This is a genomic window from Paenibacillus sp. JNU01, assembly GCF_059130585.1.
Genome location: NZ_CP169723.1, coordinates 6,334,988 through 6,361,272 on the forward strand (window position 1 = coordinate 6,334,988; position 26,285 = coordinate 6,361,272).

A 26,285-nucleotide genomic window follows, 5' to 3' on the forward strand; every position below is an offset into this window, starting at 1 on the left:
CCATTATATATCGATCAGTAAGGGAGAGATGACACATGGCAAAACAACAAATACGGTTGGGCAAGACCGATCTGGTCGTAAATCCCATTGGACTGGGTGCAAATGCTGTAGGAGGGCATAATATCTATCCGGATATGCTGAATGATGAGACGGGTAAGGAAGTAGTTCGTACAGCTTTGAAACAAGGGATTAACTTTCTGGATACGGCATATATTTACGGACCTGAGCATTCAGAGCGATTGATCGGCGAAGTATTGAAGGAAACCGGTCAGCGTCAGAATACCATCATTGCGACCAAGGCAGCTCATAAATTGGTGGATGGCAAGATTGTCATGGATAACTCACCTGCTTTTCTGAAGACATCCGTGGATGAGGCGTTGAAACGTCTGCAAACGGATTACATTGATCTGTTCTACATTCACTTTCCGGATGAACATACGCCTAAGGATGAAGCGGTAGATGTGTTAAAACAATTAAAAGACGCTGGTAAAATTCGTGCGATTGGCGTATCTAATTTCTCCATGAATCAGTTACGTGAAGCCAACAAAGACGGGCATGTAGACGTATTACAGTCTGAATATAATCTGTTCAAAAGAGAAGCGGAGAAAGAGCTGTTGCCGTATACGGCTGAGCATAATATTTCTTTTGTGCCTTACTTCCCACTGGCAGCTGGACTGCTCGGTGGTAAATATAATCGTAATACAACCTTTCAGGATGGACGGGCGAAGAATCCGCTGTTCACGGGTGAAGCCTTCATCGAAAATTTGGATAAAGTTGAGCAACTGCGCAGCATAGCACAATCTAAGGATGTTGAGGTTGCTCATCTGGTTCTGGCCTGGTACCTGACGCAGCCATCGATTGATGCACTGATTCCAGGTGCCAAGAGACCGGAGCAGGTCATTAACAATCTGCAAACATTGAATGTGGAATTAACTGCTGAAGAAATTGCTGTCGTGGATCAGATCTTTCGTTCATGAGTTCGGGTGAATCGGGAAATGCTAACAGGGAGTTTACGTTTGAAGACAAAGTGAGGACACAACATGAACCTGAAGGCAGCCCGAGTCATCGGATTGTTCACGCTAATTATTTTGCTGGGTAGCAGTTCTGCTTATGCGAAGCCTGTACAGAAGAACCGTCAGTATTATGAGGAACGAGGAGAGATCGTGTGGGAAGTTCCCACACAGGATAAACTCATCGCTCTGACCTTTGATGATGGACCAGATCCGGTTCAGACTCCGCAGATTCTGGCATTGCTTCAGCAATATCAAGCCAAAGGAACCTTTTTTGTACTAGGCAAATGGGCAGAGAAATTTCCTGAACTGATTAAGCAGGAACAGCTCGAAGGGCATGAAATCGCCAATCATACGTATGCGCACACGTATGCAGTCCGATCAACACGTGCGGACAAGTACATGAAGGATATGAACGCAGCGGAAAGTTCCATCATTGAAGCGGGTGCGGAGCGGCCCTTGTTGTTCAGACCGCCTGGCGGTTATTACAATGATATGGTCATTCAGGCTGCCAAACAAAAAGGGTATACCATCGTACTCTGGTCCTGGCATCAGGATACACGAGACTGGGCTTCCCCAGGTGTGTCGGCTATCGTTAAAAAAGTACTGAATAACGCCCGTAATGGGGATATTGTACTCTTCCATGATAAGGTGGAAGGCAAATCCCATACGGTAGCTGCACTCAAAACGATTTTGCCAAAGTTACAGCAGCAGGGATATCGATTCGTGACGGTGTCTGAGCTGCTTGCTGTGAAGGCACGTGAAGCTGCGAAGGATGGGGCTGCACCTTCTTCTTCGTTGAAGCATGTGAAGCCCTAGATATTGCAATTCAATTAGAAACCGCAGGCCTCGGGATATAGAGACCTGCGGTTTCTTTATATTTGATCTCCATATGAAACATGAATCCAGGAGTGGGAAGTGTTGTCTGTCTCCCTTTTGTTTTGAAACCAAAACGTCTACAATAGATGGAGCTTTGTATGAAGAGATACTTGAACCATGATATGAATGATGACATAGAGGAGAGTGAACATGATGAATGGACAACAACGAATAAATATTAAACCGGGTCTTGAAGTGGACATTGTATTGAAGCAGGACCAAGCTACAGGTAAGCTGACACGTGGCATTGTAAAGGATCTGTTAACCAAGTCCCCTACCCATCCACACGGAATCAAAGTACGACTGACGAGTGGCCAAGTTGGACGTGTGAAACAGGTCATTACAGGATCGAACTAACTGTGGCTCAAGGCGTTGAAATGAGCACGACCGCAGAAGTAATGGCACATCTGGCTTCGGGTAATGCACGTCAGCAGGACGCATATCGCGTAATACAGAGCAGTGGTTTGCTCGAACTATTAGCTGCCTACCACCCCTATCCGGCGGGCACAGTACCGATTGATGTTGATGTTCCGGGCAGTGATCTGGATCTGCTGTGTTATGCGGAGGATCTGGATGCCTTTGAAGCTGAGATGTATGAACAGATCGGAGCGATTGGTGAGTTTCAATGTGTTCGTGGTGGGGATCTTCCAGACCAACGTCCTTATGTGACTTGTCATTTGCAAGTGGGACATTGGCCTGTGGAGATTTTTGCCCAATCCGTGCCAGTTAACAGGCAGAATGCATACCTACATATGATTGTGGAGTGGAGATTGTTACAACTGTGGGGAGACGCAGGACATCGTGAGATCCGCAGACTAAAACAAGCAGGGTGGAAGACGGAGCCTGCATTTGCTTCTGTACTTGGATTACAGGGAGATCCATATGTGGAGATGCTGCATCTGGCCGAGATGAAGCGTGAAGAGCTCTGGAGATGGGCGCGTTCACGCACGTTTTTTTTAAATGTCTATTTGAGATGAACTAATCATTTACACGATAACGGAGAGGACAGAAAAACCTGAAAAAGCGAAGCTACAAGCTTTCTACAAGAAAGCTACTTCGAAAGCATACACTTCGCCTAAAAGCTTTCTGAAAGAAAGCTACATCGGAAGCATATGCTTATTACCTGATTTTCCCTTTATCAAGGGAATCAAAAAATCTGGGAATAACAGCGATTGGAAGGTGCTTCTGTCATCGAAGTGTCAGTGTAAATAACCTTTGCTCAGATCAGAAAGATAGCTACAATCGTCGTTACCGTAAGTCCCAGCAATACAGGCTTCAGGTTGCGTCTTGCAAGTTCAAAAGGACTGACTCCGCAGATTGCAGCAGCAGGAATTAACGCCCATGGAATCAAGGTTCCGCCACCTACCCATATGGCTGCAACCTGACCCAGCGCGGTCAGCACAGGTGCAGAACCTGCCGAACCTGCGACCATGGACGCAATCGAGCCAACCAGGGAAATACCCGAGAACCCCGAACCATCCATTCCGGTCACTGCTCCGGTCACCGTCATTGTAATTGCGCCCACGGTTCCATTCAGTGGTACCAGTCCAGCAAGTGCGACCCCGAGATCATTCACGATCCCGTGAGAACCTTCAGGAAGAGGGTTGCTGAACAACTCCGTAATTGCAGCATCTCCCAGATAAAAAAACGCAGCTATGGGAATAACCGGTCCAAATACCTTGAAACCAAACTGAAATCCTTCTATTAAATAATGGGTCGTTTCCTCAGGTCCAGCATGACGATGTGCGGCAAGGGTGACAGCGATCAGTATGACCACAGCGGTTCCACCAATCAGAGCGGTTGCATCGCCGCCTTGCAACTTCAATACAAACATCAGAATCACATCAACTGCGAATAACAGAGGGATAAGCAGTGCAAAAGCTTTTTGCAGACGGGGTGACATCACTTGACCTTGAACAGGCTGATTAGCAGGTAGGGTGGTGGGCACAGTCTCTGATGAGGAAGAGGGTTCCGTGCTCACGGTACCTGATATGGCATCTGGGGAATGAACAGGTGAGCCTGATCTCATCTCTTTGCGCAGCATCCAGAAGGCTGTAAGGGTAGATACGGTTCCCATGACAATAACCAAAGGGATGCTGGCCGTCATGACGGAAGTAACGGGTAGACCGGCTGCATCAGCTGTGAGTTTGGGAGCCCCCTGAATAATGTAATCTCCTGACAGTGCAATCCCGTGTCCAAACAGGTTCATGGCAATGGCAGCTCCAATGGGAGGAAGACCTACACGCACCGCTACAGGAAGAAGAACTGCACCGACGAGTGCTACGGCCGGCGATGGCCAGAAAAATAGAGATACGACCATCATAATCAATCCGATACCCCAATATGCGACCTGAGGAGAACGGATAAACCGGGTGACGGGTGTCACCATGACCTCATTAATACCGGTTCTGATCAGAACACGGCTCATCGCTACAATAATCGAGATGATAAAGATCGTACTTATCAATTCTTTTGTTGCATAGATAAAACTGCTGAAGATCCCGGCAACTGAGCCGCTTAAGGTTTCGGTTGCCAGAAGTCCAATGGTCATAATACCCGCGACACAGATGATCGTGGTGTCCCTGCGCCGGATCATTACGGCGATGATCAAGACGATAAATGCCAGATAGACATAATGTAATGCAGTGAGTTGAATATTCATTGAACAGGCCTCCCTACATCCTGGTGAATAACCCAAGGAGTGATATATCGTATGCATGTCAAGACCGGGCGTTCGTGGAGTCCGGGCTTGCTACATCATTTATTTTTAGGGAGAAGCTTCAGAGTAATAATGAAGGATTTTTTTTACAACTGGAGAATTTATTACAACATGAAGCTTGTTACTATCGAAATGGGAGCGGATGAAAGTCACCAGAATTGACATATGAAGGTCACGGGAACCCATAGACAATGGCAAGCAGGGGTGATTACAATAAACATGCCATCATAAGGAAGAAAATAGAAAAATGATGTTGAATCAAAAAAAGTGTGTGTTCAAAAGCAGACTTCTTGAACTACCTCCAAAAGGGCGGGAATCCATGAACTTGATCCGTTCACTTCGTTTTAAATTTATCGTGGGTCTTACATTGATCATGCTGCCACTATTCATGCTGCTTTATTACAACAACGTCTACGCCATGAAAGTCGTCCGTGACAAAGTATCCCTCACCAATATGAGTCATCTCGCCAAGAGTGTGGAGCAGAATGAACGTGTATTACAGGAGACGAATCGGTATTTATATAGTCTGGGCGAGAGGGACCCGGATATTATCTCTCTGTTTTTTCTGAAATATGGCAGCGGCGATTATATTATTGCCAAGCAACGAATTATGAACAAATTCATGACAGATATCGGTTTTTATAATCTAATCGATTCTTTTTTTCTATATGATGCCGTGAATGATGATCTGCTGCTCGCCACTTCAGGCAATTATGATGTCAAAAAGTCGGTTGTGCAGGAGAGTATGCCTGTCCAGATGCAGCAATTGGAAGGGGATATCCAGAAGCCGGAATGGAGCATCGTGCGTGGCGGGACGTGGAATGCACTGGTCAAAACGGTGCGAATCAACCAGCAGTTCTATGCAGGTGCACTTGTCGATATGAATGCATTGAATCACACACAACCATTCACTGAATCCGGGGATCGGAGTGGCGCAGTTATTGTTGGAACAGACGGTGGCGCATTATCTGATTCCACTTTGACTACTGCACAGATTCAGCTTGCTGCAGCGCATCTTCCTGGCCTGAAAGATCCGTATCAGGTGATCTCCGAAGTTGTGAACAAGGGAGAAGCACGTCAATATCTGATGCTGGGTATTGCCTCGGCGATGTCCCAGATGAATTATATCGTGCTGCTGCCTGAGGAAGACATGATGCGTAACCTCCCGTTTTTCCAGCAGATCATTCGTCTGCTCCCCATCGGTGCGGCAGTAATTCTGGTTACTGCACTGATCTTTTTGCGGCATCTGTTATTCCGCCCAATGAATGCGTTGATTCGAGGTATGAGAAGGGTGAGCCGTGGAGATCTCGATGTGAAGCTGGACCCGCCATCTTCTTCGGAACTTGAATTTATGACACGAAGTTTCAATCAGATGACCAGTGAGATCAGGCATCTGAAGATTGATGTGTATGAGGAACAACTGCGAACGCGGGAAGCAGAGTTCAAACAATTACAAATGCAAATTAATCCTCACTTTTACCTGAATTCACTTAATATTATTCATAGTCTGGCTTCCTTGCAAAAGCATGAGTTGGTGCAGCAGATGGCGGGTCATCTTGCCGATTATTTTCGATTCAGTCTGCGCGCAGGCAAACGTGTCATTCGTCTGGATGAAGAGCTGGAGCACATTCGTCATTACTTGGAAATTCAAAAGCTGAGGTTTCCAAGCAGATTCGATTTTGAACTGGATGTCGAACCGAATCTGGAGCATTATGTGATTCCTCCTTTAACCATTCAGCCCTTTGTGGAGAATGCCATTATTCATGGATTTCAGCGCCGGACGCAAGCCTTCGTCATTCGGATCGTGGCACGTTTCGGTACGAACTCATCCGGTCAGGTCGATGGCACGGTGCTTCAATTGATGATTGCAGATAATGGTGTCGGATTTGATAAGGAGTTATTGGAGCGTCTGCAACATGGACAATACACTGAAGACCCGAGTGGACAGCATATCGGTATATGGAACGTGGCTCATCGGCTTTTAGTGAAGTATGGTGATCAAGCCAGTTTGCAGTTTGGAAATGGGGCGGATCATGGCGCCAAAGTCATCATTGATTTGCCCGCACAGACCGAAGAGGAGGAAGGGGGAGCCCATGCGGAACCTGTTGATCGTGGATGATGAAGTGTATGCATTACAAGCGATGGTGGAAGGCGTTAACTGGCAAGCAGCAGGCGTCGAGCAGGTATTCAGTGCTTGTGATGCCGAAGAGGCAAGAGAAATCTTAAGAGCAAATGCTATTGATATTATGATCTGTGATATCGAGATGCCTGGTGAAACAGGACTTGACCTGCAAAGCTGGGTGTTAAAACATGATCCAGGCATACTGACCATTTTCCTGACAGGGCATGCTTTATTCGATTATGCTCAGACAGCCATCAAGCTAAATAGCTTTGATTATGTGTTGAAGCCGGCTCCAGCGGATCAATTGATTAAGGTAGTAACCCAGGCGGTGGAGAAGATCAAGGATGGAGAGCAGCGTACCCGTACCAACGAAGTTTATGAGACCGTATACAAGCGCTGGAAGACCCATAAACCGCTACTAACAGAACGCTTCTGGAAAGATGCCATCTCTCAGCGCATCACGTTAACCAAACAACGGTTGCAAGAGCTCGCAGAATTGTATGGTGCCGAGATTGATCCGCAGGCTCGTGTGTTACCCATTGTGATCTCTGTAGAGGAGTGGCTGCGTGAGTTTGACCTGCGCGACGAGGAGGTGCTGGAATATGCGCTCCGTAATGCAGCCAGGGAGATCCTGCTTGGCAACAAGCCGGGTGAGGTGTTTCAGGATCAAAGTGGATTGAATATTGTACTCGCTTACGAGCAAGACGGCATCATCCCGAGTGCGAGCGAAGTGGCACAACGTTGTCAGGGGTATATCCAGGATTGTGGTACGTATTTTTACTGCCGCTTGTCCTGTTATGTTGGTGTCCCGGTTGCTGTAACTGAACTGCAAGGCATGTTAAATGAACTGATGGATATGGAACGCCGCAATATTAAGGAGCTTGAAGAAGTTTTTGTCTATGATGAGCGGGGAAGAGATCAGGAAGATCGCTTTTTGCCTATTCCATGGTTTTCGGAATTATCCATTCTTTTTGAGACGGGGAAAGTAGGGGATTTGCGAGAACGTGTGGATGAAATTTTTGAATTGCTTGCTGCCCAGGAGGGATTGTCTCCTGAAATGCTGCATCTCTACTACCATGCCATGCTGCATGTGGTCTATCCACTGCTTCATCAGAAGAACGTGTCAATACGCAGTCTGTATCCGGGTGAACGGGAGCCGGAAGAGAGTATGGTGACAAGGTCGCTGCCGCAGTTGAAGCAGTGGACGTCGGATCTGATTGATCGTGTTATCCCGGTGTTGTACCCGGACGATCATAGTCCTATGACCATTGTGGATCAGTTGTGCGTTTATATTGAAACCCATATTGGTGAAGAACTTATGCGAGAGGAACTTGCAGCTTTTGCCGGATTCAATCCCGCTTATCTATCCCGTCTGTTTCGGAAAGAGAAGGGCATGTCCCTATCTGAGTTTATCCTGCAGGGCAGAGTAGCTAAAGCGAAAACGTTGTTGTCCCAGTCCACCGTCAAGGTAACGGACATCGCTGGCAAGGTGGGGTATTATAATTACTCGCATTTCACCAAAATGTTCAAAAAGTGCACGGGGATCACACCACAGGAGTTTCGTAAACAGTCACGTACCGTATAGTCCAGGGCGCAGCATGCTGCGTCTTTTGTTTTTTTTGGTACTAAAGTCATAATTTGATAAGTCAACAGGTCACCACAGCAGATAGAGGTCTTACTTTCCCCGCCGTATACTTGAACCACAGGAGCCGCAACGGAGCTTCATCCTGAGGAAGAATTCAAGAGGAGTGAGGGAGAACAAGTTATGAAGACACAACCCCAGGCGGGTAAGGGAGTACGGATATCGGAAATACCGGGAGAAACAGTCCGAAAGCGCAAGTCTGTGTGGCACAATCTTGGCAAATTCAAGGTGCTGTATCTCATGTTCTTGCCAGGTGTCCTGTTTCTGCTGGTGAACAACTATATGCCGATGTTCGGCGTTCTGATCGCATTCAAAAATGTAAACTATGCTGATGGTATTTGGGGAAGCCCGTGGAGTGGATGGGACAATTTCAAATATTTGTTCTCAACCAGTGATGCATGGGAAATTACCCGAAATACACTCGCGTATAACACCGTGTTTATTGCACTGAATCTCTTTGTAGGTGTCGGGCTTGCTATTCTGCTCAATGAAGTGAAAAACAAGGCAATGTCCAAGTTATATCAATCACTTATGTTATTGCCGTATTTCCTGTCCATGATTGTGGTCAGTTATCTGGTACTGGCTTTCCTGGGCAAGGATTCAGGGTTCATGAACTCCACAATTCTGCAGATGTTCGGCGGTCAGCCGATCGACTGGTATTCCGAGCCGAAGTATTGGCCGTATATTTTGCCACTGGTGAATACTTGGAAGAACATTGGATATTATGCCGTCATCTATCTGGCAGCTGTCGTGGGTATCGATGAAGAATACTATGAAGCAGCTGTGCTCGATGGAGCAACCAAATGGCATCAGATCCGCTTCATCACCATTCCGTTCCTCATACCATTAATCGTCATTATGACGTTATTGCAGATTGGCCGTATATTCTATGCGGACTTCAGCCTGTTCTACCAGGTTCCATTGGAGTCAGGAGCACTGTTCCCTGTAACAAATGTACTGGATACTTATGTATATCGTACGTTCCTTATCGGTGGAGATATCGGAATGTCATCAGCAGCAGGTCTATATCAAGCCATCGTCGGATTTGTGCTGGTTCTTGTATCCAATACCATTGTAAGACGAATAGATAAAGATAATGCATTATTTTGAGAGGAGGCAAGTCAGCTGTGAAATCACATGATCCACTAGCCGTATCGAAGCGTTCCGCATCCGTTATTCATGCGATGTTTCTATTCTATGCCGTTGCCTGTATTGTGCCGATCCTGCTTGTCTTCGCCATCTCATTTTCGGACGAGACAACCGTAATTGCCAATGGATATAAGCTTATTCCAGAGAAGTTCAGCCTGACGGCTTATGAGTTTCTGTTCAGAGATATGGATCAGATCCTTCACTCGTATGGTATATCCTTTATTGTTACCGTTGTAGGTACCATAACAAGTGTTGCGCTGACCGCATTGTATGCGTATCCGCTCTCGCGAAGAGATCTGCCTTACCGGGGCTGGTTCGCCTTTTTCATCTTCTTCACAATGTTGTTCAATGGAGGTCTGGTACCTTGGTATCTGGTCTATGTCAATGTATTGGATCTGAAAAACTCCATATTGGCACTCATACTGCCGCTACTGCTATCCCCATTCTTTGTACTGGTTATGCGTACATTCTTCGCGAACTCCATTCCGGTGTCCATTCTGGAATCCGCTCGGATTGATGGTGCAGGAGAATTGAGAACGTTTGCACGTATCGTACTACCGCTCTCTCTTCCCGTTATGGCAACCGTCGCGTTGTTCAGTACACTGAATTACTGGAATGACTGGTACCTTAGCATGATTTTTATATCAGATAACCGGACGATCAGCCTTCAGTACCTTATGTATCGAACGCTGCTCGATATTCAATATTTAACAACCAACTCCAACGTCTCTTCACAGATTTCGTCGCAGGGTGGCTTGCTGAATCTGCCTAACAAAACGCTGCAAATGGCGATGGCTGTGGTCGGTATTGGTCCCATTGTACTGGCATATCCGTTCTTCCAGCGTTATTTCATCAAAGGTCTTACGGTTGGCGCTGTGAAGGGATAACTCTGAACCGGTTAGCGGAGAGGGCAAGGTAAATGAAGATGGACTGAAAGGGCATATACAGAAGTAGTTACAGGTTTATTTGTGAATTGGGGAAATCGGTTGTATGGTTCAACACATGACAGGAGGGGTTCAATTGGTTAGATCATTAAAGGTATGGTCACGCATGATGGCAACAGTTATGGCGCTGAGCCTGGTGCTGGCAGCTTGCTCAACAGACAAGGGTGGAACAACAACACCTGGCGCAGAAGGCGGAGGAGCAAGTGAAGGTGGGGGCAAACCCTACGAAGTGACACTGTTTTATCCAGGGACACCACAGAAGGATGTCGCTCTGGTGGAAGCCGAGATTAACAAAAAGATGGAGCCGAAGATTGGAGCCACGCTTAAGATCAATGCGATTGACTGGGGGCAATGGGATAACAAGCTGAATCTCATGATCTCCTCGGGTGAAAAATCAGACATTATCTTCACTGCAGCTTGGCAGAACTACACGGTGAATGTAGCGAAAGGTGCATTCTTGCCATTGAATGATCTGCTGGATACCTATGGTCAGGATATCAAGAAAAACCTGGACCCTGCCTTTCTGGAAGGTTCCCAGGTGGACGGCGTGAATTACGGGGTTCCTACGAATAAGGAACTCGCTGCCACACGGGGTGTGTTGGTACGTAAAGATCTGGCTGACAAGTATAAGCTGGACCTGACGGCTGTAAAGACTTGGGCTGATCTGGAGCCACTGCTCAAAACAATCAAGGAAAACGAGCCAGGCATTACACCATTCTATATGTCCAACACCAATGGTAACGGGCTGTTAGAGAATCTGGATTGGGATTATCTCGGTGATGCTTCCGTACCTGGAGTGATCTCCAAAACTGCAGGCGGAACAACGGTTCTGAATGAAGTGGAGACGCCTGAATTCAAAGAAGCGGCTGAACTCGCCCGCAAGTGGTATCAAGCAGGATATATCAATAGTGATGCTGCTACGTCCAATGTATTTCCGAAAGACCAAGCGAAGGCTGGAAAAGCGTTTCTCTGGACAGATGGCATGAAGCCAGGCAAGGATAAAGAAGAAGAAGGGTATGTGGGTTTCCCACTGACTCAGATTGAGATGACACAGCCGACAATCACGACAGGTGATGCATCTGGAGCAATGCTTGCAATCTCCCGTTCTTCCGAGCAACCGGAGAAAGCGATGCAGGTCATTAACCTGCTGCATTCCGACAAGGAAATTAACAACTTGCTGAACTTCGGAATTGAAGGCACCCACTATGTGAAAAAAGACGGACAGGATAATATCATTACTCTCCCTGAAGGCGTAGATGCCAACAGTCGTACCTACAATCCAGGTGCCCAGTGGCAGCTTGGTAACCAGTTCCTGAACTTCCTCTGGGATAATGAAGACCCGCAAAAGTGGGAAAAGTTCAAAGAATTTAACGCCAAAGGTGTGAAGTCCCCAGCACTGGGCTTTACATTCAACAGTCAATCGGTCAAAAATGAAATTGCTGCAGTCAACAACGTGAACAAACAGTTCAAGCCGGGCATGACATCGGGCGCCGTTGATCCAAATGAAATGATTCCGAAATATCTGGAAAAATTGAAAGCAGCGGGAATTGATAAAATTATTGCAGCCAAACAGGAACAACTCGATGCATTCCTTGCCAAAAGTAAATAAAATGATCATCAGTTATGATAAGAGACTTGTATTCTACAAGCTCTTGTCGGTGACAAATCAAAAGGACGTTTTCGGTGAACAACCGAAGACGTTCTTTTATTGTTATTTTTTGATTTGGATTGTTAATCATAATTAGGAAAAATATGATATAATCAGGTGGTTGATTAGGGGGTGTTTGTGTGTCGAGGACCAGACTTGTGTTCTCTGGGGCTTTATTGCTATTTGCGATCATCTTTACATTTAACCATCATCTTGGTTTTTCTGTTGGAGATACAATACTGTCAGCAATAGGTATATCACCGTATACTACATCTTACTTAAGTGGTGTACATATCACACTTTTCCTCGGATTGGGGATCTTCGCCTGTGGCTTTTATCTTACTCGCAAAGAGATTGGTCGGTCGTTTCCGGGACTTGCGAAAGGGTTGTGGATTGTTGTTCTCGCTCTTGTTCTCAGTTACTCATATATGACGGATAAATTCATGTATATAGCCAAGTGGGAGGCTAAAGGCATAGATTCGGTATCCTATCTCCAGAATGCAAGCTCATGTACCTTTAACGTACTGAAAACGGGTGAGACCCGAGCAACCTGTGACCTGACACTCAAAAATTACGGTAGAGATCCCGTATCCGCTGTGTTATTGCCCGATCTCGCACGCAGTTATAAGTTTAAGGATGATCCACTATTGGAAGCCTTGCGGTCTGTCCAATTAAGGCCAGTACATATTGAGATTGAACCCCATGGAACGTTTACAGGGGAATTGGAGTTTTATGGGAAAGCGGAATCCCCACTGTACGTCAGCGGGAAACTCATGGATATTGTGCTCGATGTAGGCGTGGATGGAGCGAATACGGTGTTTGATTACGATATGCCATAGTTGATATTTTTATAGAAAATAAGAATAATTACATAAACAGATGTGGAATAAGGTCAATCTAGATAGAACGTTCAAAGAGATATACTAAAATCAGATTAAGAGCTGGCTCATGGCTGGCTCTTTTTGTGCGTGGAAGTTGCAATTAGTGCTGAAATATTGGTTTTATCTCCTTCCCCCTTCAATTGGTAACGCTTACGCTAGATAATGAATTGGTTTGTCTCAAAAAAATAGTTTGTCTTTACCGCTTACATCATTACAATTAATGTCACGACAAATTAAGACAAGGTGAGATGAAAAGATGTCATATCGGACAAACCTGTTTTCCAAAATGGTCATTCTTATTCTGATTATGCTGATTCCTGTAGTGCTTCTGTACTGGTACTCCAATCACAAAACCACAGCTGTTCTCAGAGATGAGTTGAATCGATCGAATAGTAACCAGCTTGAATTTTTCCAAAATCAAGTGAACACGCACATCGAGCTGTTATCCTCCTGGCCGAATCTGCTCATACATGATCCTGACATTGCCAGCTTCCGGCGAATCTACGCGGATAGTAACTACTTTGACCTGGATGCGATCAATCTGGTCAAACGTATTCAGAATAAGCTAAGTATTCAGGAAAGCTCATCCAATTGGGCGACAAAGTTATATCTGTACTCTCCTTCGCTGGGCAGGGTGGTTTCGGAAAGGGATGCACGTTCTTACGATAAACAAGCGCTAAGGGAGAATATCAGTTCCGGTTGGGATGTACGCAAAATTCAGGATGGGGAAGACGATCGGTTTATGTTTAGCTGGATTACCGTATCTCCATACGGCATTAAAGACCCGGCTAATAATGCGGAAACGATTATTAAACTGGAGTTTGATAGTGACAACATTCGGGATATGCTCGATAAATTCAAGGACGATGGCAGGCATGACCCCTTCTATTTCCGTGAAGAATCGGGAGTTATCTATAATCGGACTTCGGATCGTTCGTTAACGAAACAATTGATGAAAGAACTGTCCATCCATGAACTTCAGGATGTGGATAATCGGACTGTGGTGATAGATGGCGAGCCCTACATGGTTAACACCGTGAAATCAAGCACGACAGGCTGGTATCTGGTGGACTATATGCCTTTATCCGATATTCTGAAGCCGATTCATCAATCGAATATGCTCTTCTATTCTTCGATGATTTGTTTGTTGTTGATGAGTTTTGGCGTGGCCTACTTGTTATATGTCCAGGTGCAGGTACCAGTGAAACAACTTATTCGCGGTTTCCAGCGGTTGAAGCAGGAAGATTATTCGGTGAGGATTAAGCCGAAGGGTCGCAATGAATTCAGTTTTCTGTCTGAACGGTTCAACTTGATGGTGGAGCAGATCCAGCAGTTATTTGAACACGTTTACCTGGAACAGATTCATGTGCGTGAAGCCCGCTTGAAGCAGCTGCAATCGCAGATTAACCCGCACTTCTTCTATAATTGTTTCTCCTTCATTACGAGTATGGCGAAGCTGAAGCGTATGGATGCGGTTGTCGCGATGTCGCATAACCTCTCCCGATATTATCGTTATACGACAAGGCAGGAGCGGGATGTAGTGCCGTTGACAGAGGAAATTGAATTTGTCAGCTGTTATCTGGAGATCCAACGAATGCGTATGGACCGAATTCATTACAAGCTTGATCTGTCTGATGAGATGTTAAGAGAGGAAGTACCGCCCCTGATTGTACAACCACTGGTGGAGAATGCGGTAATCCACGGTATCGAAGCGGATGCGGAAGCCGGAGAAATAAGGGTTTCTGGGGAAAAACAGGGCGGTGTCATGGTTCTTGTCGTAGAAGATGACGGGCAAGGCATGACTCAGGAGGCACGTGAGGCGCTTCTGAATAAGCTCAAGGGAACGATGGATCAGGAGATGGGCTGTGGCCTGTGGAATGTGAATCAGAGACTCCAGCTTCGATATGGGGAGCAGGCAGGGCTTGATATAACGGAATCGGAACTTGGTGGATTACGGGTTACACTATCGTGGCCTGCCGAGAGGGAGCTTCTCCCAGATAGCCAAGATAGTATCGAGAACATGTGAGAGCCTGGTTAGAAATTGAACTTAGTGCATAACGAACGAGATAGGGAGTGACTTGCTTGATAGATATACTGCTAGTAGATGACGAAACGTATGTAACAGAAAGTCTGGAACTTACAATCCCCTGGGGAGAGCTTGGAGTAACGACTGTGTTTCGTGCCGCTTCCGGTAAAGAAGCGCTGGAGATTATGGAGGAAAATGCAGTAGATATTGTGGTAACCGATATTCGCATGCCGGGCATGTCCGGACTGGATCTAATTGCAGAGGTAAGCAAGCGTTGGTCCCATATTCGCTGTATCTTGCTGACTGGTCACAGTGATTTTACTTATGCGAAGAAAGCGATTCAATTGCAGGCAGCGGATTATATTTTGAAACCTGTGAACGATGATGAATTTATGAGTTCCGTGTCGGCAGCCATCACATCTCTTCGTGATGAGTGGGATGAATTCGACAAATATCACCGGCTTTTATACAGTCGGAAGTCTGACTATAAAATTTTACGGGAAAATCTGATGCATGATCTGCTGCTGGGACGTGAGATTACGGGGCGGGCACTTCGGGAACAACTGCAACAATATGAGATTCATATTGACCCGGAACAATCGGCTGTGATGATGCTGATTCGTCTCACAGGACGTTTCTCATCAATGGATCAGCAATCTCTGGATCTGATGGATTTTGCGGTAGGGAATATTGCAGAGGAAGTGCTCGGAGAGCAATTCAACGTGTGGTTTGGTCGCGGACCTCATGAGTGTCTGGTTATGTTTTTGCAGAATCAGGGACAGATCGAAGCTCCGCAGATGGACTTGGAGACGTTGAGAACCTCAGCTGAAACTTTCCGTGAGCATGTCATTCGATATCTACAGGGGGATCTGTCCATGGTCGTTACACCATCATTTCCTTTTAATGAATTGACAGCAGCTTATCGAAAAAGCCTGGGTTCCCTTGTCCTTTCAGGACCGGAAGAACACAAGATTATATATATGGACATGGATCAGGCACTCGGCAAAAGATCGGAGAATGATGCGACCCAGGCGCTCGAAGAGTTGTACAAACCGCCTGTACTTCCGCAATTGCTTGAGACCAAGCAATGGGAAGCGGCAGCGCGTAAGCTGAACACGGTCTTTGACGCGGCAGAACAGGTACGATTGTCCCGAGAACATGTGTATGAGATGTATCTGTCTGTAACCAATGCATTCATGTATATTGCCCATAAACAGGGGCATCTGGTACATGAAATTGATCATGCGGGATTCGATCTGCTCCTTGCTCATCAGTTGATCCAATCCCCCGAGAAGCTGCGGCGCTGGGCAACCGAGATGCTGGCGAAGCTTCAGGAAGAGTTGTCCGATCAGGAAGGTGTGCAGAGCCGCAGACATGTGATCAAGCAGGTTCAGGAGCTGGTAACAAGTGATACGGGACAGGATCTGTCGGTGAAGATGATTGCGGACAAGGTATATTTGCACCCCGTATACCTATCAAAAATCTACAAGGCAGAGACTGGGGAAGGTCTCGGGGATTACATGATTCGGATGCGCATGGAACGCGCGCTATATCTGCTTAAAAATAGCAACAAAAAAATATACGAGATTACGAGTGAACTTGGCTATCAGAATCCGCAATATTTCAGCAAAATGTTCAAAAAGCATTATGGGATGACACCCAATGAATTTCGGGATCAGGCATAATTACAACAACATTCCAGAATATAGGTTGGCAAAGGTGCAGAAATCTTGATTTCGTATCATAGGATCAAAGTCCTGGTCAGCCTATAATGAAAGGGTAACCAAAACGATTTAAGGGGGAACAACATGAGAGCGCAATCAACGAAAAAGAGATTCTTGACGCTTCTCGCTACAACGCTGAGTCTAACTGTCGTTCTTGCAGGATGTTCAGGAGGCAGTGGGGGCGGAGATAGTGCAACACCAAGTACGTCTGGAACCCAAAACGAATACAAAGAAAAGTATGATCCGGAAGTAACCATTACAACAGCATGGGGAATCGATCCTGAGCTGAAGTTTAAAAATGGCGAATCCATGGAAAATAACGTGGCAACCAAGTGGGCCAAGGAAAAATTCGGGATTAATGTCAGCGCGCTCTGGTCAGTAACAGACACAAACAGTGCGTTTGCAACTAAACTTCGTCTGGCTATGTCCTCTGGACAGGAAATGCCAGATATCGTGACGATTGGTAGTGCGGACAATCTCGTTGCTCAAGACTTGATCGACTCTGGCATGTACGAAGAGGTCGGTCCACTGTTCGACAAATATGCTTCTGACACATGGAAAAAAGCGATGGAGCAAGATCCTAACGTCTGGAACCAATATAGTCGTGATGGCAAAAGAATGGGTATCCCTGTTCTGGACTATGCCTACAACAATGATTATTTGTTGTGGATTCGTCAGGATTGGCTGGACAAGTTGAATCTGAAAGCACCAAAAACAATCGATGAGCTGGAAACCGTTATGGAAGCATTCAAAAACAATAACCCGGACGGCTTGGCTCCGGATAAAGTCACTCCGCTCAGCGTTGGTTTCAAAACATCCATGAACACTTGGATGGGAGATGTATCTTGGATATTTGGTGCATATGGCACCTTACCTCAACAATGGAATCTTGCTGCGGATGGCAAGTTGGAGTATGGCTCCATCAATCCGGGTATGAAACAAGGTCTGACCAAATTGAGCGAATGGCTCAAAAAAGGATATATCCCGCAGGAAGCAGCGCTATGGGATGAGAACAAAACAGCAGAGCCAGCCGTTGCAGGAACTGCCGGCATTATTCCAGGACCTTACTGGATGAGTGGGTGGCCACTTCTCGATACAGTGAAAAATGTACCGAGTGCGGTATGGAAACCGATTGAAATTCCTACCGGTCCTGAAGGAAAAGCGATGCGTCACGGAACACAGTTCGTGAATGGTGTTACGTTGATCAAAAAGGATATGGCACATCCAGAAGCATTCTTTACGTATCAGAATTACCTCTTCGACAATTATGCAGACCCAGCACCGGGCAGCCCTTATGATAATGGTCTGTTTGCAGGTTATGACTATCAATTGGATGCAAACGGGAAACAATTGCCGATTGACCAGATCGAAGGCGGATACGTGAACGTAGTTCGTTATTTGCTTGTTCGTGATGGTGCACGTATTCCAGATGCACAGATGAAAGCTCTGATGAATCTGGCTAATGGCAAAGAGCCTGAAACGAAGCTTGAGAAAGACGTTGCTGTCAATTACGGTAAAGAAACTCCTGCCGCAGCAAAAGTGTTATTGAGCCAGGAAGAAATCTCCTTCAAAAACATGTTCACAGGTCCAACAACACAGACGATGAAATCCAAGCTGGACTATCTGAACAAAATCGAGAACCAGGCATTTAACGAAATTATCTATGGCAAAAATCCGGCTGATGCGTTTGATACCTTTGTACAAACGTGGAAATCGGGTGGCGGTGACCAAATCACGCAAGAGGTTAACGAATGGTATGACAGTGTGAAAAAATAGTTTTAAGCAGCGCCCAGACGATAACGTCTGGGCGCTTTTTTTTGGTTTATTCAAGCTGCGGCAAAGTGGTTGAATTTGTGCCATTTATATTGCTTTTATGTGCTGTTTGGACCCCGTAAAAGGTTGATATAATCGCAATATAAGCCACTCAGGGAGTACTTGAGTAGGAAGAAATACAGGGGGAGCAATCATGAGAACTTTGAAACGCACTTGGCCATTCCACGTTATGCTGTTGCCAGCCATTATCTTTCTGATTATCTTCAGTTATGTGCCTATGGGCGGGATTATTATGGCATTCCAGAACTACAAGCCATGGCTTGGAATTAGCGGTTCTGAATGGGTCGGGCTGGACAACTTTAGATATTTGTTTGAACGTGAAGACAGCTTACAGGTCATCTGGAACACATTGATTATTGCTGTACTTAAACTGATTTTCAATTTATTTGTTCCATTTGTTTTTGCCATTCTTTTGAATGAGGTTCGTAAGATGGCTATACAGCGTACGATTCAAACGCTTGTCTATTTACCTCACTTCTTGTCCTGGGTCATCCTGGGCGGGATTTTGATAGATCTGTTGTCAACAGGCGGCTTGGTTAACCGGGTTCTGGGAACCTTCGGACTCGGGCCATATTTCTTCCTGGGAGACAACAGCTGGTTCCGATCTACGGTCATTCTGACAGATGTGTGGAAAGAATTTGGCTATAACATGATTGTTTTTCTGGCTGCCCTTGCCGGAATTAATCCAGCATTGTACGAAGCAGCAGAAATTGACGGAGCGGGACGCTGGAAACAGACACTGCACATTACAATTCCTTCACTTGTGCCGATGCTGATGGTTGTGGGAACACTGGCACTTGGTAACGTACTGAATGCCGGATTTGACCAGATTTTCAACTTGTATAACCCGCTCGTATATCAAACGGGTGACATCATTGATACATTCGTATATCGTTCCGCAATGCAAAATGGTGAGATGGGCTTTGCAACGGCGATCGGATTATTCAAATCGGTTATTAGCATGATCTTGATTCTTGTATCGTACAGCTTAGCCAAAAAATACGCCGGATACCGCATATTCTAAACGAATGAACAGAGAAAGAAGGGACCACGATGTATCATAAATCATTGCCTTATCGCGTGTTTAATATAGTCAATACCTGCTTTCTGATTTTGGTCGCCATCATGTGTATTGTACCGATGATTCATGTACTGGCAGTATCCTTTAGTACAAAGGCTGCTGCTGATGCAAATCTGGTCAATCTCTGGCCTGTAGGCTTCTCACTTGAGGCATACAAAAAAACGATGAACAATCCAATTTTCTTGAACTCGCTCTGGATCTCGCTCCTGCGTACAGTGATCGGTACAGCCATTACGTTGCTGATTACGTTCCTGGCGGCGTATCCATTGTCCAAAGAAAATAGTGAGTTCAAAGGCAGAACGATCTACTCCTGGATATTTGTATTCAGCATGATTTTCAACGGGGGACTCGTGCCATTCTATATGGTTATTCAGAAGATTGGGTTGATGGATTCCTTCTGGGTACTGGTGCTCCCGGGGGCAGTTAACACATTCCTGGTCATTCTGATGCTGAACTTCTTCCGCGGTATTCCAAAAGAGCTGGAGGAAGCAGCACTGATGGATGGAGCTAACCATTTCAGAACATTGTTCAGTATCTTCCTTCCCATTTCGATGCCGTCCATTGCAACCATTGCATTGTTCAGTATGGTGTTCCACTGGAATTCCTGGTTTGATGGATTGCTCTATATGAATAACGCCAAGGATTACCCACTTGCTACATTTATGCAAACGGTCATTATTGGACGTGACATGAGTAGCATGAGCATGAATCCAAAAGAAATGGAAGCTCTCTCTCAAACTACGGTAAGGGCAGCTCAGATCTTCATCGGAAGTGCACCGATCTTGATTGTGTATCCTTTCCTGCAACGTTTCTTTGTCAAAGGTATGACGTTGGGCTCAGTTAAAGGCTGAGCCTGTACCCCAAATTAATGGAGGTTGATACAGTGAGCAACTTGACGGAAAAGACATTCGTTCTGGGAATGGATGTGTCTTTTATGGATGAAATCGAACAGCATGGCGGGAGCTACAGTGATGTGGATGGCAAGGAACAAGACTTGCTGTCCATCCTGAAGTTCAATGACACTAACGCGATTCGACTTCGAATCTGGAATGATCCTGTTGGTGGATTCTGCAATCTGGAGCGCACGGTGGAGATAGCCAAACGGATCAAGAAACAGGGATTGAAATTTTTGCTTGATTTCCATTACTCTGATCGTTGGGCTGATCCAGCTAATCAATGGAAGCCGAAAGCATGGGAGAATCTGTCCTATGAAGAGCTTCAACGTGCAGTATGCATGTATACGGCTGATGTTCTGAGAACGTTGAAGGAAAACGATGCGCTTCCGGACATGGTGCAGGTCGGCAACGAGATTACGCCAGGCATGTTATGGAATGAGGGACGTGTTGGTGGAGAAGAGCATGATACGGATGAACAGTGGGAGCGTTTTGCAGGCCTTGTGAAGTACGGAATTGCTGCGGTCAAATCCGTTGACCCGGATATCCAGATTATGATACATATTGATCGTGGTGGAGATAACGCCGAGAGCCGCAAGTTTTACGATCGCTTTGAAGCACTCGGTGTGGAGTTCGATATCATTGGTCTATCGTATTATCCTTGGTGGCACGGCACACTTGATGCGTTACGCGACAATCTTCATGATCTGGCTGAGCGTTATGGCAAACCTGTCAATGTGGTTGAAACGGCTTATCCATGGACACTGGAGCAGCCAGAAGGCATCGAATGGATTTTGAATCAGGAAGAATTGTTGTTGCCAGGATACCCTGCAAGTGTAGAGGGGCAGACCCGATATCTGAAGGATCTGTTGCAGATTATTCGCGAAGTTCCTGGTGGTTTGGGGCACGGATTCTATTATTGGGAACCTGCATGGATACCAAGTAAAGAAGAATGGTCCGTTGGACATCCGAATAACTGGGGCAACCTCACCATGTTTGATTTTAAAGGTCGGAAGTTGGAATCGTTTACAGCACTAGCTACTACGGAAGAATCTGATGTTGTGACATACGTGTAATATCATACAGGTTCACAAGTGGTATCTGATGAAAAGATGAAGTCATGCCAGAAGATAAGCTTGGTAATTTGAGTCGTGAATATCGTTGTATTCAATAAAAATTGTAATTCAAAAGCAAGGGAGTTGTCCTTATGACATACAAATATGCACCTGTAAGTTCCAAAGCCCCGCACATGTTGCATGGCGCAGACTATAACCCGGAGCAATGGCTCCGCTACCCTGAAGTTCTGGAAGAAGATATTCGCTTGATGAAGCTTGCCAAGTGTAACGTGATGTCCATTGGTATCTTCTCATGGGTATCCCTTGAGCCGGAAGAGGGTGTATACACGTTTGAATGGCTGGATCAGGTGTTGGATCGTTTTGCAGCAAACGGCATCTATGCATTCCTAGCTACACCAAGTGGTGCCAGACCTGCCTGGATGTCCGCCAAGTACCCGGAAGTGCTCCGCGTATCCGAGAATCGTGTCCGCAATCTGCATGGTTTCCGTCACAACCATTGTTATACTTCCCCGGTATACCGTGAGAAGGTTACTGCAATCAATACAAGACTGGCAGAACGTTATTCAGATCATCCGGCTGTTATCGGCTGGCACATCTCGAATGAGTTTGGCGGAGACTGTCATTGTGATTATTGTCAGGAAGCATTCCGTGGTTGGGTTCAGAAGAAGTATCAAACACTTGATGAACTGAACCATTCGTGGTGGACTACATTCTGGAGCCATACGGTTACAGACTGGAGTCAAGTGGAATCTCCGGCTCCACACGGTGAGACACAGGTCCATGCAATGAATCTGGATTGGCGCCGTTTCGTTACGGATCAGACAGCTGATTTTATCGTGCATGAAACGAAACCATTGAAAGCTCAGAATCCCGATCTGCCAGTCACAACCAACCTGATGGAATTCTATGGCGGCCTGAACTATTGGAAGTTCGCTGATATTCTGGACTTCCTCTCTTGGGACAGTTATCCCACTTGGCATGATGCAGATGACGACGCGAAACAGGCGTCCCGGATCGCAATGATGCATGACATCGTTCGTTCCATCAAAGGCGGTCAGCCGTTCTTGCTGATGGAGAGTACGCCAAGTTCGACGAATTGGCAAGATGTCAGCAAGCTGAAAAAACCGGGCATGCATCTGCTCTCTTCTCTCCAGGCTGTAGCACACGGTTCCGATAGTGTTCAGTATTTCCAGTGGAGAAAGAGCCGGGGTTCCAGCGAAAAACTTCATGGTGCGGTGGTAGACCACGTAGGAACGGAACATACACGTGTGTTCCAAGATGTCACCGACGTAGGAACGGCGCTTGAAGGCATGGAAGCCATTGTAGGAACAGCGGTTCCATCAGAAGTTGCAATCATATTCGATTGGGAAAACCGCTGGGCTGTTAATGATTCACAGGGTCCGCGCAATATCGGTGTGAAGTATGAGCAGACCGTGGAGGAGCATTACGAAGCGTTTTGGAAAAAAGGAGTCGCTGTAGACGTTATTGATATGGATGCAGACCTGTCCAAGTACAAGTTGTTGATTGCTCCAATGCTCTATCTGGTACGTGAAGGTGTTGGCGAACGCATTGAGAAGTTTGTAGAACAAGGCGGTACGTTTGTAGCCACTTACTGGTCTGGTATTGTAAACGAAAACGATCTGTGTTTCCTGGGTGGATTCCCAGGCCCACTGCGTAAGACACTTGGCATCTGGTCCGAGGAAATTGACGGATTGCATGATCGTGATCTGAACGGAATTATCCCCGAGCAGGGTAACGAGCTTCAGCTCAATACAGCGTACGATGCGATTGAACTGTGTGATCTGATCCATCTGGAAGGCGCGAAGTCTCTGGCTACGTACCGTTCTGACTTCTATGCCGGACGCCCGGCATTGACAGTTAACCAATTGGGCTCAGGGAAAGCGTATTATGTAGCGACACGTCTGAAAGCACCATTCTATGATGATTTCTACGCAAAACTAATCGCTGACCTGAACATTGAGCGTGGACTTCAAACAGAACTGCCTGCCGGAACAACGGCACATACGCGTACAGATGGTACAGCAGATTATGTATTTGTACAGAACTATACACCAGATGAGAAACGGATTGAATTAGATGCACAGTCCTACACGGATCTGCTCAGTGGTGATGCTGTGGAATCCAGTCTTAGCTTGAATCCATATGACATTCGTGTCCTGCGCAGACCGGCTGCCCGGAAATAATAGGTTCATCCTTACTTTATAAAGATTTAAGATACTAAAAATGTGCCCTGAACGCCTGACATTGGTGTTTAGGGCATCTTTTTATTTTAAGTATATGGCTGTTGAACCACTTTTTCTGGACAAGATAAAGGATAAACGTGTCCGCGCAGCGAAGACAAACAGGTAACTTGTAACTCAAGACTTTCAGTCTGGGAGGAATGGAAATGAATCAAAGAAATCTGGATGGTAACAGCATTATTATTCGACTGGAAATGACAACAAAGGATATCAAGTTTGGCGAAGTGGCTTCGGCCATCTCGGAAGCTGGGGGAGACATCATTGCCATCGACGTGATTTCTACCAATCAGGATGTAAGCGTTCGCGACTTGACAGTCGCCGTTACAGATGCACAAGATAACAGTAAAATTATAGAAGGGGTGCGCCAGCTTAAAGGTGTGTCCATTATTAATGTATCAGATCGGACGTTCCTGCTTCATCTGGGCGGTAAGATCGAAGTAACACCAAAGACACCGATTCACAACCGGGAAGATCTGTCACGTGTGTACACTCCGGATGTGGCTCGTGTATGTTCAGCCATTTCAGAAGAGCCTGGCAAAGCCTTCTCTTTAACAATTAAACGGAATACCGTGGCCGTTATATCGGATGGCAGTGCCGTGCTTGGACTTGGTAATATTGGTCCTCGTGCAGCGATGCCTGTCATGGAAGGTAAAGCAATGTTATTCAAACAATTTGCAGGTGTGGATGCCTTCCCAATCTGCCTGGACACACAGGACACCGAGGAAATCATACGTACTGTGAAAGCGATATCACCTGGTTTTGGCGGTATTAATCTGGAGGATATCTCATCACCTCGCTGTTTCGAGATTGAACGTCGTCTGAATGAAGAATTGGATATTCCGGTATTTCATGATGACCAGCATGGCACAGCAGTTGTGTTATATGCCGGTCTGATCAATGCGCTCAAACTGGTTGGCAAGTCCATTGAAGATGTGAAAATCGTGGTCTGTGGTATTGGTGCAGCAGGTGTAGCATGCAGTAACATATTATTGTCTGCGGGAGCCAGCCGGCTTATAGGTGTCGATCGTGAGGGGGCAATTGTACGGACACAAACTTATGAGAATGAAGTCTGGAGTGATTATGCAGCTCGTACTAACCCCGAACTGGAGACTGGCTCTTTGCGTGATGTTATTCGCGGAGCCGATGTGTTCATCGGCCTGTCCCGCGGCAATCTGTTGACTCGCGAAGATGTGCAGACCATGGCAGAAGATCCAATCGTGTTTGCAATGGCAAATCCGGTACCTGAGATTATGCCTGCCTTGGTGGAAGACATTGTAGCGGTAATGGCAACGGGACGATCCGATTATCCGAATCAGATCAACAACGTGTTATGTTTCCCGGGCATCTTCAGGGCAGTTCTGGACTGCCGAGCCACCGAAATTAATGAAGAAATGAAGCTGGCAGCCGCTCAAGCGATTGCTTCGGCCATTACGGATGAAGAGCGTACACGTTATTACATTATTCCGAGTGTGTTCAATGATAAAGTGGTCAAATCGATGCGCAGTCGCGTCATTGAAGCAGCTGTTAAGACGGGTGTAGCTCGACGTATTCCACGTGAACAGTCCCGTGAAGGCGGGGAATAATAAGATGTCAGAGTTAGATGAAATAACGGCAGGAGAGTCTGTTCTGCGAGCCGCCCGATCTTTTGTTCAAGGTGATTCATCCAAGCATAGTGATGGTCATGACTGGCCGCACATTGAACGAGTGACTGCACTTGCGGTCGAACTCGCTCACCGCATGGGTGCAGATCCATTTGTCTGCGAACTGGCGGCATTATTACATGATGTACCGGATGAAAAGCTGAATGAGAGCTTGGAAGCTGGAATGGCGAAACTGAATGAATGGCTGGATACCCAGCCTCTTGACCCGGATATACGTAATAAGGTTGTGGGTATTATTAGCACCATCTCATATGCGGGAGGCCAGCGTCCTGCGGTCAATTCGCTTGAAGCACAGGTTGTGCAGGATGCGGATCGTCTGGATGCATTGGGTGCGATTGGGATCGCACGCACCTTTGCCTTTTCAGGAGCGAGAGGACGCGAGATGTACGATCCGTCCCTTCCCCCACGGGAGCAGATGACCCGTGAGGAATATCGCAACGGGCGCAGCACAACGATTAATCATTTTTACGAAAAGCTGTTCAAGCTCAAGGATCTGATGAATACCACTTATGGCAAGGAGCTGGCCAAGCAGCGTCATGATTATATGGTGCAGTTCGTGGACCAGTTCAAAAGAGAGTGGGCGGGTACAGACCGTTAGGCAGGCATCGTAAGCATGAGTATTCCTTAGAGATAATATAAACTTAGGCGAATCTTCGAATTGGTGAAAATCCATTTTGAGGATTTGCTTCTTTTTAGGTTAATAATGTGTATTAACATACATAAATGAATCCATTTC

General features: G+C 46.2%; 20 protein-coding genes. 19 read left to right on the top strand and 1 reads right to left on the bottom strand.

The genetic code is table 11. The annotated features are described in order from the left end of the window. Positions 1-35 precede the first annotated feature (35 nt). The 4 genes from NLBNIHML_RS27895 (at position 36) to NLBNIHML_RS27910 (ending at position 2,866) form a co-directional block, all read left to right on the top strand. On the top strand, positions 36-977 hold the full coding sequence (locus NLBNIHML_RS27895) for an aldo/keto reductase (protein WP_342572528.1): 942 nt from the start codon (positions 36-38) through the stop codon (positions 975-977). A 63-nt stretch (positions 978-1,040) separates the two neighbouring features. Further along, on the top strand, positions 1,041-1,829 hold the full coding sequence (locus NLBNIHML_RS27900; RefSeq protein WP_339241276.1) for a polysaccharide deacetylase family protein: 789 nt from the start codon (positions 1,041-1,043) through the stop codon (positions 1,827-1,829). Between the two features lie 213 nt (positions 1,830-2,042). Beyond that, positions 2,043-2,246 (top strand): YwbE family protein, encoded by a 204-nt coding sequence (locus NLBNIHML_RS27905; protein WP_339243006.1) that lies wholly within the window; start codon positions 2,043-2,045, stop codon positions 2,244-2,246. 2 nt (positions 2,247-2,248) lie between these two features. Further along, on the top strand, positions 2,249-2,866 hold the full coding sequence (locus NLBNIHML_RS27910; protein WP_494353275.1) for a DUF4269 domain-containing protein: 618 nt from the start codon (positions 2,249-2,251) through the stop codon (positions 2,864-2,866). A 242-nt stretch (positions 2,867-3,108) separates the two neighbouring features. Here the strand turns inward: NLBNIHML_RS27910 and NLBNIHML_RS27915 are convergent, their stop codons facing one another. Further along, a complete protein-coding gene (locus NLBNIHML_RS27915; protein WP_494353276.1) occupies positions 3,109-4,551 on the bottom strand; it encodes a hypothetical protein in 1,443 nt (480 codons plus the stop codon). Positions 4,552-4,927: 376 nt separating this feature from the next. Between NLBNIHML_RS27915 and NLBNIHML_RS27920 the strand changes: the two genes are divergently transcribed. The 15 genes from NLBNIHML_RS27920 to NLBNIHML_RS27990 all read left to right on the top strand — a co-directional run bounded on the left by NLBNIHML_RS27920 (position 4,928) and on the right by NLBNIHML_RS27990 (position 26,147). After that, positions 4,928-6,727 (top strand): sensor histidine kinase, encoded by a 1,800-nt coding sequence (locus tag NLBNIHML_RS27920; RefSeq protein WP_339260321.1) that lies wholly within the window; start codon positions 4,928-4,930, stop codon positions 6,725-6,727. Next, on the top strand, positions 6,702-8,315 hold the full coding sequence (locus tag NLBNIHML_RS27925) for a response regulator transcription factor (RefSeq protein WP_339241284.1): 1,614 nt from the start codon (positions 6,702-6,704) through the stop codon (positions 8,313-8,315). The genes NLBNIHML_RS27920 and NLBNIHML_RS27925 overlap by 26 nt, the downstream gene beginning before the upstream one ends. 180 nt (positions 8,316-8,495) lie before the next feature. Then, complete coding sequence (locus NLBNIHML_RS27930) at positions 8,496-9,482, top strand: ABC transporter permease (protein WP_339241286.1); 987 nt, start codon at positions 8,496-8,498, stop codon at positions 9,480-9,482. A 17-nt stretch (positions 9,483-9,499) separates the two neighbouring features. Next, complete coding sequence (locus NLBNIHML_RS27935; protein WP_339241288.1) at positions 9,500-10,408, top strand: carbohydrate ABC transporter permease; 909 nt, start codon at positions 9,500-9,502, stop codon at positions 10,406-10,408. A 133-nt stretch (positions 10,409-10,541) separates the two neighbouring features. Continuing rightward, the gene (locus NLBNIHML_RS27940) at positions 10,542-12,074 is read left to right on the top strand and encodes an ABC transporter substrate-binding protein (protein WP_339241290.1); all 1,533 of its coding nucleotides are present in this window, start codon (positions 10,542-10,544) and stop codon (positions 12,072-12,074) included. Between the two features lie 179 nt (positions 12,075-12,253). Next, positions 12,254-12,952, top strand: a complete 699-nt coding sequence (locus NLBNIHML_RS27945) for a hypothetical protein (protein ID WP_339241292.1) — start codon at positions 12,254-12,256, stop codon at positions 12,950-12,952. Positions 12,953-13,250: 298 nt separating this feature from the next. Further along, positions 13,251-15,020: a sensor histidine kinase gene (locus NLBNIHML_RS27950; RefSeq protein ID WP_494353277.1), complete on the top strand. Its 1,770-nt coding sequence runs from the start codon at positions 13,251-13,253 to the stop codon at positions 15,018-15,020. 56 nt (positions 15,021-15,076) lie between these two features. Next, positions 15,077-16,705, top strand: coding sequence for a response regulator (locus tag NLBNIHML_RS27955; RefSeq protein ID WP_339241297.1), 1,629 nt, complete (start codon positions 15,077-15,079; stop codon positions 16,703-16,705). 123 nt (positions 16,706-16,828) lie between these two features. Next, on the top strand, positions 16,829-18,520 hold the full coding sequence (locus tag NLBNIHML_RS27960; RefSeq protein WP_339241299.1) for a type 2 periplasmic-binding domain-containing protein: 1,692 nt from the start codon (positions 16,829-16,831) through the stop codon (positions 18,518-18,520). Between the two features lie 190 nt (positions 18,521-18,710). Beyond that, the gene (locus NLBNIHML_RS27965; RefSeq protein ID WP_074094500.1) at positions 18,711-19,601 is read left to right on the top strand and encodes an ABC transporter permease; all 891 of its coding nucleotides are present in this window, start codon (positions 18,711-18,713) and stop codon (positions 19,599-19,601) included. A gap of 29 nt (positions 19,602-19,630) precedes the next feature. Continuing rightward, entirely contained in the window at positions 19,631-20,509 is an 879-nt protein-coding gene (locus tag NLBNIHML_RS27970; protein WP_076326910.1) for a carbohydrate ABC transporter permease, read from the top strand. Positions 20,510-20,541: 32 nt separating this feature from the next. Then, complete coding sequence (locus tag NLBNIHML_RS27975) at positions 20,542-21,627, top strand: glycoside hydrolase family 53 protein (protein WP_339241302.1); 1,086 nt, start codon at positions 20,542-20,544, stop codon at positions 21,625-21,627. Between the two features lie 131 nt (positions 21,628-21,758). Next, the gene (locus tag NLBNIHML_RS27980) at positions 21,759-23,831 is read left to right on the top strand and encodes a beta-galactosidase (RefSeq protein ID WP_342572532.1); all 2,073 of its coding nucleotides are present in this window, start codon (positions 21,759-21,761) and stop codon (positions 23,829-23,831) included. Positions 23,832-24,034: 203 nt separating this feature from the next. Next, positions 24,035-25,471, top strand: a complete 1,437-nt coding sequence (locus tag NLBNIHML_RS27985; RefSeq protein WP_339241306.1) for an NAD-dependent malic enzyme — start codon at positions 24,035-24,037, stop codon at positions 25,469-25,471. A 4-nt stretch (positions 25,472-25,475) separates the two neighbouring features. Beyond that, a complete protein-coding gene (locus NLBNIHML_RS27990; RefSeq protein ID WP_342572533.1) occupies positions 25,476-26,147 on the top strand; it encodes an HD domain-containing protein in 672 nt (223 codons plus the stop codon). Positions 26,148-26,285 lie beyond the last annotated feature (138 nt).